The following is a 12,494-nucleotide window of genomic DNA, read 5'->3' on the forward strand; positions in this document are numbered from 1 at the left end:
TTTAATTCTTTATTCCATTTTAGTATAAAATATTCGGGTAATAGATTATATCCTTTTCCAGATACTATTTTTTGAATAATATAAAGAACCATTCAAGAAACGCCCTAATTTTTCTTAAATCTGTTTTTTTTCTCGACAAAATCATCAAAAAAACAGACGAACAACACGTAAAACATCTGACAATCAGATAAATAATCGTATATTTGAGTAGCCATTTTCTGTTAAAAATTAATTCATTCGCTTATGAATAGTATTTTTAAAATAATCGAATTGTTCAAAGTTTTTTTACTTGAAATTGGTGAACTCTCCTATTTTGCAGGCCGTTTTTTTAAAGAAGCGTTTAAACGTCCTTCAGAATTCAAGGAATTTCTTCGCCAATGCTTTTATATGGGAAATCGTTCCCTACTGCTAGTTGCTGTTACAGGATTTATCATTGGTTTGGTTTTTACTTTACAATCCCGTCCCACTTTACAGGAATTTGGCGCTGTTTCTTGGATGCCATCTATGGTGAGTATTTCGCTTATTAGAGAAATTGGACCTATCATAACGGCCCTGATTTGTGCGGGACGCATTGGTTCCGGAATTGGTGCTGAGCTAGGTTCCATGAGGGTTACGGAACAAATTGATGCCATGGAAGTTTCAGGCACAAACCCTTTTAAATATTTAGTGGTTACACGAATATTAGCGACCACTTTTATGCTGCCCATTCTGGTTTTTTTTGGAGATGCTATCGCCATTTTCGGCTCTTTTCTAGTGGAAAACATCAAGGGAAATGTGTCTTTTTTATTGTATTACAATCAGGTTTTTGATGCGTTGGAATTTGGTGATTTAATCCCTGCAACGATTAAAACCTTCTTTTTTGGATTTGCTATAGGGCTAGTAGGTTGTTTTAAAGGATACAATTGTAAAAAAGGTACTGCAGGTGTCGGTTTAGCGGCCAACTCTGCAGTCGTTTTCACCTCGATGCTGCTTTTTATTATTGACTTTATTGCTGTTTTTGTTACCGATATTTTTTATGATTTATAACTGATTATGAGTACACCAATACAAAATAAAAACCCCATTATAGAAATCAAAGGCTTAAAAAAAAGCTATGGTGATAATCATGTTTTGGATGATTTTAACATGATCTTGTATGAAGGTGAAAATTTAGTTATCATGGGAAAATCAGGTTCCGGAAAGTCAGTAATGATTAAATGTCTAATTGGATTAGAAGAGCATGACAGTGGCTCTATCCTAGTGATGGGAAAAGACATTAGTGAACTCGACCACGAAGAATTAGACGAACTTCGGACAGAAGTTGGTTTTCTTTTTCAAGGAAGCGCACTTTATGATTCGATGACGGTCAGAGAAAATCTGGAATTCCCGCTAAGACGTCATAAAAAAAAATTCGGAAAAATAAAAGACACCACTCCATTGGTTATGGAAGCATTGGAAAATGTGGGTTTGGCTCATACTTTGAATTTAATGCCCGAAGAACTTTCGGGAGGAATGAAACGAAGGATTGCTTTGGCAAGAACTTTAATTCTCCAACCTAAAATTATTCTTTATGACGAACCAACTACTGGATTAGACCCCATCACAGCAAAGGAAATTTTACTGTTAATGATGTCCATCCAGAAAAAATACAACACTTCGGCAATCATCATCACACATGATGTGGATTGCGCCAGAATGATTTCAAACAGAATGATTTTATTGGTAGATGGTATCAACTATATCGAAGGCACTTTTGAGGAATTATCAATCTCAACTGATCCTAAAGTACAAGCTTTTTTTAAATAAGAATAAAAATGGAAAAAACGACATCACAAAAAATACGTCTTGGACTTTTTGTAATAATCGGGTTAATAATTTTTATACTAGCCGTTTATTTCATTGGCGATAAGCAACAAATGTTTGGAAAAACCTACCACTTAAAAGCTATCTTCAACAACGTAAATGGCTTACAAATAGGCAATAACGTACGCTATTCAGGGATAAACGTAGGAACCGTTCAAGGAATTGAAATGGTCAATGACACTATCATTCGAGTGGATATGCTTATTGAAAAAACTATTTTTTCCTATATCAAAAAAGATGCAGTTGCCATTATAGGTTCCGATGGTCTGGTAGGAAACATGATTATAAACATTCTCCCGGGAAAAGGCAAATTTCCACCTGTGACTCCCGGAGATGAGATTAAATCCGTGAATCGCGTTCGTACGGATGACATGCTTAATACACTTGGGGTGACCAATAAAAACGCAGCGCTTCTTACCGCTGATTTACTTAAAATCACAAAGGAAATCACCGAGGGAAAAGGAACTGTGGGTTTATTGATTAAAGATTCCATTTTGGCAAAAGACCTGAAAGAAACTGTGCTTTATTTAAAAATTACGGGAAAAGGAACCTCTGAGTCTGTTACAAGATTAAACCGAATCATTTCTTCATTGGATAATAAAGACAATGTGATAGGTGTTTTGAAAGATACGGCTGTAGCCAATAATATGAAAACAATTGTTCAAAATTTAGATGAATCAAGCTATAAAATTGATGGAGTAATAACCAATCTCAACTCGACAATAACAAATATTAAAGATGGAAAAGGAACAATAAATTACCTTTCAAATGACCCTGAATTAGTACGAAAAATAGATTCTACGATGACTAACATTAATGAAGCCAGTTTTCGTCTAAATGAAAATATGGAAGCTTTGAAACACAATTTCTTATTTCGAGGCTATTTTAGAAAACAAGAAAAAGCAAAATTGAAAGAGCAGAAAAAATAGATTCATGAGATTAATATTGAATTAGAAATTCATTAGAAACATCAAATCATGGTTTCAATAGAAAAACTTGGAATAATTCTTAGCCCCACTGAAAAAGATGATGTATAGTTATTTAGTCACAGGAAAACCAAAATATAAAAAAATAGCCGCAATAACATTTGATTTTTTACTTTCCCACTATTTCATGAAAGGACAGTTAAAAGTAATCTCAAACAGAGGATGGTTTAAAAAAGAAAACGAAAGAGTCTTCTACGGGAAACAACCCATTGAAGTAACCAAAAACAAAAAGTACAAAGATCAATTAAAACTGGTTTTCATCTGGTTTTTAGGGAACAATCATTTGAAACAAATCCTGTATAATCCTGAAAATGGCGCATCCTATGATGGATTAGAAGACAAACACATCAACATTAATCAAAGTGCGGAATCTACCTTATGCTATTTCAAGGCGAGATTAATTATGGAAAAATATTCCGAAAACTAACCTTCAAAAACTATTTAATAATGCTCTGGTTTTACTTCCTAAGTATATGAACTCTGGTTTTACGAATTTGTCTTTCGGTATTGTGACGCAATTGTTCATGATGCAAAAACCATCCTCCAATAGCTCCAATAACACTTCCCAGAAGAATATCAACAAATCGGACCGAAATTAAAGTATTCGCATCAATGGTCATGGCACTACCCGCCTCAGCCAAAAACAGGGTTAATGGCGTAATAAAAATAACTGCCAATCCATAATGTCTCACTACCAGCATTTCAATTATAAACTGCAACACTATAATAAAAATACAAATTGTTAAAGGAGTCATTTTTAGCAATAACAACAGCCATGCCAGTCCTAATCCTATAAACGTTCCTAAAATACGTTGAAAACTCCTTTGCCACACATGCTGCAAACTAGCACCCTGCATTACCGCTAAACACGAAATAGGCAACCAATATGGATTAGCTAATTTAAGCAAATGTCCTATAAGCAGCGAGAAAAATATAAAAAAGCCTACAATACCCGATTCAAATAAAGTCGTATAATTACTTTTTTTTACTACGATTAATGCTGTTTTTGGCAGATGTTTCTTGACACTATACAAACTATAAAACAAGGCCAATAAACAGGCAAGCATCGCTCCCATCCCAATCAGCCCAACACGAATTGGAATCTTTTCTAAATCAAATGGCATACAACTGGCAAGGGAAGCAATCATGATAAAAAAGAAACTTCCGGGAGGCTTCATGCTAAAGTAATTAACGACCCAATGCACACTGATGGCAAAGAAACCCAAAACCACAGAAGAAAGTATTGGATTAAAACTAAAACAAAGTCCAATAACAAAGGATATCATAAAACCAAATGAACAGGTTAATAGCGTAATCATTCGTCGTGCCACTGTAGTTGCTGGTAAATATAAAATTACCAATCCTCCCATACAGGATAATATTCCGTAATCCAGTCTGTCAAAATAAAAACCAAGCAACAAGGGAAATCCAACACAAAACGATGCTAAAACTGGAAAATGCCAAAGTCGTTCTGTCTTTTTTAATTCAAAGAGCAATTTTGCTTCTCTAAGGACCAGCGTTTTAAAATTATCCTTCATTTTGATCTTTATTAAATACTTTTCAACGCTTCAATAAGCAAATCAATGTCTTCTTTTGAGTTATAATGACTTAAAGAAATGCGTAAACTTGGTTTTTTTAAATCTTCATTCGAAAGCATTTCCGCTAATACATGTGAGGGTTTTATGCTTCCGCTTTGACAGGCACTTCCGCGAGAAACTGCAATTCCTTTCATATCTAAATGGAATAAAATCATACCGGTTTTATCTTCTGAAAAAGGCAATAAAATATTCAATATATTATAAAATCCATCGACACTTCCGTTGATTACAAAAGCTGGAAATTCAATTTCGAGTTGGGTAATCAAATAGTTTTTCAATTCAGAGATATACTTTCTTTCTGTTTCTAAATTAGTATAGGAAAGTTCCAGTGCTTTTGCCATTCCTGCAATTTGGTGCAAAGCTTCCGTTCCTGCTCGTAATCCTTTTTCCTGTTCACCACCAAAAAATAAAGGTTGCAAACCGGAGTTTTTTCGAATAAAAGCAAACCCAACACCTTTGGGACCGTGAAATTTATGAGCACTTGCTACAATAAAATTAATAGGTAACGCTTGTAAATCAATTGCTGTTTTTCCAACGGACTGTACCGTATCAGAATGAAACAATACATTATGTTCTTGGCAAATCAGTCCGACTCTATCCAAATCCAAAATGGTTCCAGTTTCGTTATTCACATGCATTAAGCTTACCAACGTTTTCTTTTCTTCCGAAAAAGTATTTAAGTTTTGGTTGTCAGGAACCCACTTTTTTATTTCATCGGAAGAAAATTCTTTTTTGATGTGGGTTTCCTGAGAAAGCAGTTCTACTAAATCAGTGATATCAATTTCGCCATTTGGTTTAACAGCCACATAATCAACCTGAATACCGTATTCGCTTTGCAAAACTAAAATCGTGTATAAAACGGCATGATGCTCTATTTTACTGGTAATGATTCGCTCTACTTTCAAATCTTTAACGGCAGAACGAAGAATCCAATTATTGGCTTCGGTACCGCAGGAAGTAAAAATTATTTCCTGTGCAGTCCCATTCAAATGTTTCGCAATTGACTTTCTGGAAAGTTCTAAAATACTTTTGGCATTACGTCCAAAACTATGCGTTGACGATGGATTTCCATAATCTTCCGTCATTACTTTGGTCATTTCCTGGATTACTTCAGAACGAATAGCAGTTGTAGAAGCGTTATCGAGATATACTTTTTTCATTTTTTGAAAATTATAAATTATTTTAAGCCTTCCAATTTTGATGGTATCCCTTTTGATTTTCTGGGAAAAATCAGTTTTTTATTAAAAACTGCTATCGAAACCAAAATCAGGAAATACGAAAATAATTGAAGGGAAGTAGCTTCTTCATTATAATAAAAGATGGCCAGTAAAAAACCAATAATTGGGTTAATATAAATCATAATTCCAACTGCTGATGAATTAATTCCATTTAGCGCATACAAGTTTAAAAATAACGGGATAATAGTAAAAAACACAACAATAACCAGCAAACAGGCATAAAACAAAGGCTCAACAGGAATTACTCCACTATAATCCGGATAAAACGGCAGAAGAATTATTGCGGTAAACAGCAATTGTATGTTCAAAATCAGGAATTTATCCAGTTCACTATTTTTTCGCTGACTCACTAAATACAAAGCATAAGTGGCTGCCGTAATAAGACTATAAAAAATGTCTTCAAAATGATTGAATGATAATAAAACACAGCTAAAAACACTTATTGTTACTGCAATCCAATGCCATTTACTTAATTTTTCCTTTAGTATAAAAAACGCAAAAACTGTCGTAAGAATTGGGCAAATTAAATAGGCTAACGATGCCGTTTTTACACTAACATGATTCATCACATAAATAAAAACAAACCAGTTGGAAGATAAAAACAGTCCACCTCCCAAAGTCAAAACAACAACACTTTTCCGCTTTTTTAGAGTCATATTTTTAAAATGATTCCAATTTTGTTTCATTACATTTCGTCGGAAAGCAACATTAATGAGTACCATCACAATAACACTAAAAAAAACACGGTAAAATAAAATGTCTAAAGACGGGTAATTATGTAACGGTTTTAATGCCAAACTGAAAAACCCCCAGATAAAAAAGGCAGAAAAAGCGGCTAAATAATATTTATTAATTCTCATATTCAGTATTAAATTCAAGCAAAGATAATGATTTCTATTCGCTTTGAATTGCAGACGTCTTCCATTTAAACAAAGGATTAAGGTCTATTTTTAATTTATTCTTTGAAATTTAAAAACCCAATATGTTGTTAAATTCGATGATTTTGAATAGGAATGTATTTGGAACAAATTAAAAATTCTATTTTTGTTTCAAATATTATAAACATGAAACGATTACTGGGATTATTGGTTTTTACATTACTGTTAAACGGTTGTGATGATGGTGATTTAACTTTGGAAACCATTAGTTTTGAAGATGTCACAACAGAAAGCTGTACTACAAAAAACATCATCTATAAACTAAAAGATAAGGAATCGCTGCTTCTCGAAATTCCCGAAAGTTCTTTTAATAACGAACCCAGTTTGGCTGATACACCAACGATAGTAGACATTAGCGCTACCAATAGAGTTGTATATCGTTTTTATGACGGGACGGTTTCCTCTTCAACCATTTGTGAATCTATTCCACCGGCAACTCCTGTTGTAACAGACCAATGGACCGCTACAGACGGTAAAATTCAAATATTTACTACCGCTGTAAAAACTACAAATACTACGGATAATAGCACCAAAATTACTGGCTACAATCATAATATCGTTTTCAAAAATATCACTTTTGCAAAAAGTAGCGGTACTCAGGTATATGAAACGTTTGCATTTGGAGATTATGTCACTTCAGCAAACTCATTGCCTTTTCTATTTGATGAAACAGTAGAACAATGCAGTACTTCAAAACAAATTTATAATTATACCAGTAGCGAAGCACTTATACTAGACATTGACCCTGCTTTGATTGTTAACACCGCAACACCACTAAATACTCCAAGAACCGGACTTATAAGCGCAACAGTTAACAAGCTTACCTATCGATTATTTTCAGGTTTGCTTACATCAAGTTATTTTTGCAATACTACTTTTCCAACAACTCCTGCAGTAAGCGAGGAATGGATTGCTGTAGCAGGCGTTGCAAATGTGAGTGGAATTGTTGAAGTAACTTCAACCTCATTTGCGAACGGTTTTAAACATACCATCATACTTAAAAATGTTACGATGAAGAAAGGAAATAATGATTTCAAACTTGGAGACAGCTTCATTTTTGGTGAACTTTTAACTACAAATTAAACGCTATTATAAGTCTGAAATCGGCTTTATTTTACATTCAAAAAGCGTCCCGTTTTTAGTCGATTTTCATTAGAAAATTTGACTTAAAACGGGACGCTTTTTTGTTATTACAAACTCAAAAAAAGACCTTACTTAACACTTTGCTTTATAAAAACCTCTGTTGCGCCTTGACCGTATTTTTGATAATTCCCTTCTTGAAAAGCGATGTTATCATAACGTCCCAATAAAAAATCCAACTCCGCTTTTAGAATTCCTTCGCCCACACCATGAATAAAAACAATCTTCGGAATGCGATTTCGAATCGCAAATTCTATGTGCCGTTTTGCCGTTTCTGTTTGCAAGGTCAGAATATCATAATTAGACATTCCGCGTTTATTAGGAACTAATTTTTCGATATGCAAATCGAACTCCGGAGCTGAAATTTCGTGTTTATCTTTGCGTTCTTTGACAAAACTACGTGGTTTTGGGATCTCTTTCTCTTTCGATATTTCATCTACATTAATTCTTCTAATAGAATCCATTAAATTACTGGAATCGTTTATTTTAAGCAACTCATTGACAAAAAATGTCATCGTAAAACCATCCTCTGTTTCAATCGTTACTTGGTTATCTTTCACTGAAAGCACTACTCCGTTCATGGCTTCATCAAGCACTGAAACTTTATCTCCTTTATTAAACATTTTCGTCTTCTTTATCTTGATTTTTACTTGGCGTTTTGGCACTCAATTGCATCATTCCCATCATAAAAATAACAATCGCAATTACCATTATATAAACATTTTTTTCTGCACTAACCTGCTCATATAATGCGACAGTTATGGCAATAACCATTATTGGTATTATAAATTTTCTCATCTCTTTAAGTATCAGTTTTCAAAAGTAATGAATTTAAAATTGCTCCATTTATTATCTCAACCGTTTCTTTTTTTTTCGTAAAATTGTAAAAAATAAAACCATTGGATTTAGAGAAATATATGCTCCCTTGTTTAAGTAAAACACTCTTCGGAATAGAGTGTTTAGGCTGTGGTTTTCAAAGAGGATTAATACTACTTTTACACGGTAATTTTACTGCTGCTTTCAAGATGTATCCTGCCCTATTTACAACACTATTATTTTTAGGAATTGTTGGTTTGCATTTCATTGATAAACGAAATAATTATCAAAAATACATTATTGGAATGGCAATCATCAATGGACTGTTTATGATTGTTGGTTATTTTTACAAACACTATTAAGCGATGATTTTGTTTCTAAATTAGAGAATCGAAAATCAAAAAATCGGTTTTGAATTCTAAAAAAAAGTAACTAATAAATTAAACCATTTAAATTCTCCCTAAGTCATAAAAATCATTATTTTTGAGATCTGACTACATCAGATTAATTTGGCTATAAATTACTTTGAAGTTATCTATCAAAAACAAAAATGTACACGCCTCTATTTTGATTTCAGCCTTTATGAAAAAAATCAACCTCAAAAAAATACCAATACAAAAAACTGTCTTTTTTATAATTCTCCTTTTAGGCATAATTTATCTTTATTTTACTTGGATTCGCTTTAAAGATCATAGGACCGAAACAGTATTACAAATCGCAAAATCCATTGAAGTATCCTTACCAAAAGTAGCTTTAAAAACTCTTGAAGTAAATCCAACCGATATCAACAAGCCCGAATATTTGGCTTTAAAAAATAGTCTAAAAGCGATAGTCAGTGTGAATCCCAAAGCAAGCTTTGCCTATTTATACACAAAAAGAAATGGTAAAATATACTTCATGGTCGATTCAGAACCTGAGAATTCTGAAGACTACTCTCCTCCGGGACAAGAATACACTGAAGCAGACGAACCTACCTTTAAAGCCATAACTAACGGAAATGATATAATCACAGAACCTTCTGCTGACAGATGGGGTACTTGGGTAAGCGCTTACATCCCCATAAAAGATGAAGCTACCGGTAAAACTATTGCCGTATATGGAATGGATTTTGATGCGAAATCATGGGATAACGCTTTACTATTTGAAGTAATGGAATCTGGTCTATTAATACTATTATTTCTAATAACTGCCTTATTTTTGTTTAAAATAATGGATAAAAATAAAATCCTTAACTATGACATTATTAATCGAAAAATAGAAGAAAAGAAATTACATGATGCCTTATTAGTCCTTAAAAAAAAGAATGACGAATTAAATCAATTTGCCTATATCGTTTCTCATGATTTGAAGGCTCCATTGAGAGCAATTTACAGTCTTTCGGAATGGATTATTGAAGATTTAAATGATGTTTCTGACGAGACAAATTCAAATTTCAAACTATTACAAGGGAGAATTCAAAGAATGGAAAACTTAATTAATGGTATCCTGGAATATTCCCGTATTGGATCAACAAATATCGAATTGGAGAGGGTAGATCTACATAAAATGCTAGATGAAATAGTTGAAACTATTGTCCCCAATGAAGGATTCGAAATTAGCATTGGTAATAATTTCCCAGTTATTATTACCGAAAAAATATTAATGCATCAGGTTTTCAGTAATCTGATAAGCAATGCGGTGAAATACAACGACAAACCAATTGGAAAAATTGAATGCACTTATCTATCATTACCTGATTTTCATCAATTTACCATAAAAGATAATGGACCTGGAATACCTGAAAAATACCATGAAAAAGTATTTGGCGTTTTTCAAACTATTTTAGCCCGGGATATTAAAGAAAGTACCGGTATTGGGTTATCTATTGTAAAAAAAATAGTCGAAGGAAAATCAGGAAGTATTCATATTGAATCTGACGGAAAGAATGGTAGCAGTTTTATTTTTACCATTCCTAAAAAACCAAAAACGATACTTTAATAGATTTCAGCTTTTTGCAGACAATCAAAACAAGAAGTAGAAAAACTCCAGATAGCTTCGTATTTTGTTATATTTTTTTAGAATTTGTTGAAAAATGTTACCAATCAAAAAAAATATTCCATTCTCATCCAATCTGCTAATTTCTTTGCTTCATTGTTGCAACTGTTTCTAAAAAACACCTTACTTTTATCCTTTTAAATTAACAATTCAAACCTAATAATCGTGACAAAAGATCTGATTATCAAAAACATTAACGCTTTAAAAAGCCATTTTTCCATCAACTACGGAATTAAGACAAAAACGGAAGCCTTTACTGAGAAACTATTCTATACGCTATTTGATGCTAATGCTCCTTTGAATGAAAGTATCGATGAGCTGGAATTACTATTTAAAGAAATCTCAGCAATTGCCTGTAAAAAACCACATGCGTTGTGCGATTCTATTTGGGACAAATATCTTGAAACCTTACCTTCAGTACTTGAAAAACTGAATCAGGACGCTGCCTACATTTTAGAAAACGATCCTGCTTCAAACAGTATTGAAGAAGTTTATTTGGCATACCCAGGATTCTACGCAATTGCCATTTACAGATTAAGCCATGAATTGTATTTATTAGACTTATTACTTTTCTCCAGATTGATGAGCGAATACGCGCATCGCATCACGGGTACAGACATTCACGCAGGTGCAACAATTGCGTCGCCTTTTTTTATAGATCACGCCACCGGAATTGTAATTGGTGAAACTACTGTAATTGAAAAACACGTAAAAATTTACCAAGGTGTCACTTTAGGAGCATTAAGTGTAAGCAAAGACATGAAAAATGCAAAAAGACATCCTACCGTGGAGAAAAATGTTTGCATTTATGCCAATGCAACTATTCTTGGCGGAGAAACCGTCATAGGTAAAAACAGTATTATTGGAGGAAATGCTTGGGTTACCAAATCTATTCCTGAAAAATCTATTGTACTCAACACCACAACTACAGAAGTAAAAATAAAAGAAATAAATTAGCATGAAGCCACAAAAATTATTAGACCTGATTGGAAATACCCCTTTGGTGGAGACTGTCAATTTGGTAAAAAATAAAAACGTAAAACTTTTATTAAAGCTCGAAGGAAATAATCCCGGAGGCAGCGTAAAAGACAGAGCGGCTTACAATATGATTAAATCCGCACTGGAAAGAGGCGAAATCAAAAAAGGGGACAAACTCATTGAAGCGACCAGTGGAAATACCGGAATTGCTTTGGCGATGATTGCCCAACTATTTAATATCGAAATTGAATTGGTACTTCCGGAAGATTCTACCAAAGAACGCACTCAAACCATGCGTGCTTATGGTGCAACCGTGATTTTAACACCTGCAGCAACCGGAATTATTGGCTCCAGAGATTATGCAGATAAAAAAGTGGCCGAAGGCGGTTACATTATGTTGAATCAGTTTGCAAATGATGACAACTGGAAAGCACATTATAAAACGACAGGCCCAGAAATATGGAATGACACTGAGGGAACTGTAACCCATTTCGTTTCTGCTATGGGGACTACGGGAACGATCATAGGAACTTCTACTTATTTGAAAGAGAAAAATCCGGCAATCCAAATCGTAGGTGCACAACCAAGTGATGGCTCTCAAATTCCGGGAATCAGAAAATGGCCTCAAGAATATTTACCTAAAATTTTTGATGCCTCAAAAGTAGATACAATTATTGAAGTCACCGAACAAGAAGCACGAGACATGACCAAACGTTTGGCTCTGGAAGAAGGCGTTTTTGCAGGAATGAGCAGTGGTGGTTCCGTAGCAGCAGCCATAAAAATAGCTGACACTCTAGAATCGGGTGTGATTGTCGCTATTATCTGTGACCGTGGTGATCGTTATTTATCTTCGGATTTGTTTGATTAAATCATTTTGACCTTATAAAAAGCCTTCCTTTTAAGTATCTTTCCGATATAAAAGGA

At 33.8% G+C, this 12,494-nt stretch carries 14 protein-coding genes; 9 read left to right on the forward strand and 5 right to left on the reverse strand.

Annotated features, from left to right (window positions below):
• Nucleotides 1-243 precede the first annotated feature (243 nt).
• The 4 genes from ACM55F_RS09060 (at nucleotide 244) to ACM55F_RS09075 (ending at nucleotide 3,255) form a co-directional block, all read left to right on the forward strand.
• On the forward strand, nucleotides 244-1,026 hold the full coding sequence (locus ACM55F_RS09060; RefSeq protein ID WP_416853478.1) for an MlaE family ABC transporter permease: 783 nt from the start codon (nucleotides 244-246) through the stop codon (nucleotides 1,024-1,026).
• A 6-nt stretch (nucleotides 1,027-1,032) separates the two neighbouring features.
• Complete coding sequence (locus ACM55F_RS09065; protein ID WP_416853479.1) at nucleotides 1,033-1,785, forward strand: ABC transporter ATP-binding protein; 753 nt, start codon at nucleotides 1,033-1,035, stop codon at nucleotides 1,783-1,785.
• Nucleotides 1,786-1,793: 8 nt separating this feature from the next.
• Nucleotides 1,794-2,771: an MlaD family protein gene (locus ACM55F_RS09070; protein WP_416853480.1), complete on the forward strand. Its 978-nt coding sequence runs from the start codon at nucleotides 1,794-1,796 to the stop codon at nucleotides 2,769-2,771.
• A 97-nt stretch (nucleotides 2,772-2,868) separates the two neighbouring features.
• Entirely contained in the window at nucleotides 2,869-3,255 is a 387-nt protein-coding gene (locus ACM55F_RS09075) for a hypothetical protein (RefSeq protein ID WP_416853481.1), read from the forward strand.
• A gap of 31 nt (nucleotides 3,256-3,286) precedes the next feature.
• Here ACM55F_RS09075 and ACM55F_RS09080 read toward each other — a convergent pair whose 3' ends face one another.
• From ACM55F_RS09080 to ACM55F_RS09090, 3 genes are read right to left on the reverse strand one after another with little or no spacing between them, the layout of a single operon-like run.
• The gene (locus ACM55F_RS09080; protein ID WP_416853482.1) at nucleotides 3,287-4,366 is read right to left on the reverse strand and encodes an FUSC family protein; all 1,080 of its coding nucleotides are present in this window, start codon (nucleotides 4,364-4,366) and stop codon (nucleotides 3,287-3,289) included.
• An 11-nt stretch (nucleotides 4,367-4,377) separates the two neighbouring features.
• Complete coding sequence (locus ACM55F_RS09085; protein WP_416853483.1) at nucleotides 4,378-5,586, reverse strand: cysteine desulfurase family protein; 1,209 nt, start codon at nucleotides 5,584-5,586, stop codon at nucleotides 4,378-4,380.
• Nucleotides 5,587-5,603: 17 nt separating this feature from the next.
• Nucleotides 5,604-6,524, reverse strand: coding sequence for an EamA family transporter (locus tag ACM55F_RS09090; RefSeq protein WP_416853484.1), 921 nt, complete (start codon nucleotides 6,522-6,524; stop codon nucleotides 5,604-5,606).
• A 204-nt stretch (nucleotides 6,525-6,728) separates the two neighbouring features.
• Here ACM55F_RS09090 and ACM55F_RS09095 point away from each other — a divergent pair, with 204 nt between their 5' ends.
• Nucleotides 6,729-7,685 carry a hypothetical protein gene (locus tag ACM55F_RS09095; RefSeq protein WP_416853485.1) on the forward strand — a complete coding sequence of 319 codons (957 nt, stop codon included), beginning with the start codon at nucleotides 6,729-6,731 and terminating at the stop codon, nucleotides 7,683-7,685.
• 128 nt (nucleotides 7,686-7,813) lie between these two features.
• Here the strand turns inward: ACM55F_RS09095 and ACM55F_RS09100 are convergent, their stop codons facing one another.
• Both ACM55F_RS09100 and ACM55F_RS09105 read right to left on the reverse strand, forming a co-directional pair.
• Nucleotides 7,814-8,365, reverse strand: a complete 552-nt coding sequence (locus ACM55F_RS09100; protein ID WP_416853486.1) for a Smr/MutS family protein — start codon at nucleotides 8,363-8,365, stop codon at nucleotides 7,814-7,816.
• A complete protein-coding gene (locus ACM55F_RS09105; protein WP_416853487.1) occupies nucleotides 8,358-8,540 on the reverse strand; it encodes a hypothetical protein in 183 nt (60 codons plus the stop codon). Before ACM55F_RS09105 ends, ACM55F_RS09100 begins: the two co-directional genes overlap by 8 nt.
• A 101-nt stretch (nucleotides 8,541-8,641) precedes the next feature.
• On the opposite strand from ACM55F_RS09105, the gene ACM55F_RS09110 reads away from it, so the two are divergent.
• From ACM55F_RS09110 to cysM, 4 genes are all read left to right on the forward strand, one after another.
• A complete protein-coding gene (locus ACM55F_RS09110; protein WP_416853488.1) occupies nucleotides 8,642-8,920 on the forward strand; it encodes a DUF2752 domain-containing protein in 279 nt (92 codons plus the stop codon).
• A gap of 220 nt (nucleotides 8,921-9,140) precedes the next feature.
• A complete protein-coding gene (locus ACM55F_RS09115) occupies nucleotides 9,141-10,535 on the forward strand; it encodes an ATP-binding protein (protein WP_416853489.1) in 1,395 nt (464 codons plus the stop codon).
• Nucleotides 10,536-10,757: 222 nt separating this feature from the next.
• Complete coding sequence (epsC, locus tag ACM55F_RS09120; protein WP_416853490.1) at nucleotides 10,758-11,549, forward strand: serine O-acetyltransferase EpsC; 792 nt, start codon at nucleotides 10,758-10,760, stop codon at nucleotides 11,547-11,549.
• Between the two features lies 1 nt (nucleotide 11,550).
• Nucleotides 11,551-12,438, forward strand: a complete 888-nt coding sequence (gene cysM / locus ACM55F_RS09125) for a cysteine synthase CysM (protein ID WP_416853491.1) — start codon at nucleotides 11,551-11,553, stop codon at nucleotides 12,436-12,438.
• Nucleotides 12,439-12,494 lie beyond the last annotated feature (56 nt).

Source organism: Flavobacterium melibiosi (assembly GCF_048158545.1).
Taxonomy (GTDB): domain Bacteria; phylum Bacteroidota; class Bacteroidia; order Flavobacteriales; family Flavobacteriaceae; genus Flavobacterium; species Flavobacterium melibiosi.

Bases quoted from the DNA above. Each gene is read 5' to 3' on its own strand.
- ACM55F_RS09100 (WP_416853486.1), bottom strand. From the start codon at position 8,365: ATGTTTAATAAAGGAGATAAAGTTTCAGTGCTTGATGAAGCCATGAAC.
- ACM55F_RS09080 (WP_416853482.1), bottom strand. From the start codon at position 4,366: ATGAAGGATAATTTTAAAACGCTGGTCCTTAGAGAAGCAAAATTGCTC.
- ACM55F_RS09075 (WP_416853481.1), top strand. From the start codon at position 2,869: ATGATGTATAGTTATTTAGTCACAGGAAAACCAAAATATAAAAAAATA.
- ACM55F_RS09070 (WP_416853480.1), top strand. From the start codon at position 1,794: ATGGAAAAAACGACATCACAAAAAATACGTCTTGGACTTTTTGTAATA.
- ACM55F_RS09090 (WP_416853484.1), bottom strand. From the start codon at position 6,524: ATGAGAATTAATAAATATTATTTAGCCGCTTTTTCTGCCTTTTTTATC.
- ACM55F_RS09115 (WP_416853489.1), top strand. From the start codon at position 9,141: ATGAAAAAAATCAACCTCAAAAAAATACCAATACAAAAAACTGTCTTT.
- ACM55F_RS09095 (WP_416853485.1), top strand. From the start codon at position 6,729: ATGAAACGATTACTGGGATTATTGGTTTTTACATTACTGTTAAACGGT.
- cysM (WP_416853491.1), top strand. From the start codon at position 11,551: ATGAAGCCACAAAAATTATTAGACCTGATTGGAAATACCCCTTTGGTG.
- ACM55F_RS09060 (WP_416853478.1), top strand. From the start codon at position 244: ATGAATAGTATTTTTAAAATAATCGAATTGTTCAAAGTTTTTTTACTT.
- ACM55F_RS09065 (WP_416853479.1), top strand. From the start codon at position 1,033: ATGAGTACACCAATACAAAATAAAAACCCCATTATAGAAATCAAAGGC.
- ACM55F_RS09105 (WP_416853487.1), bottom strand. From the start codon at position 8,540: ATGAGAAAATTTATAATACCAATAATGGTTATTGCCATAACTGTCGCA.
- ACM55F_RS09085 (WP_416853483.1), bottom strand. From the start codon at position 5,586: ATGAAAAAAGTATATCTCGATAACGCTTCTACAACTGCTATTCGTTCT.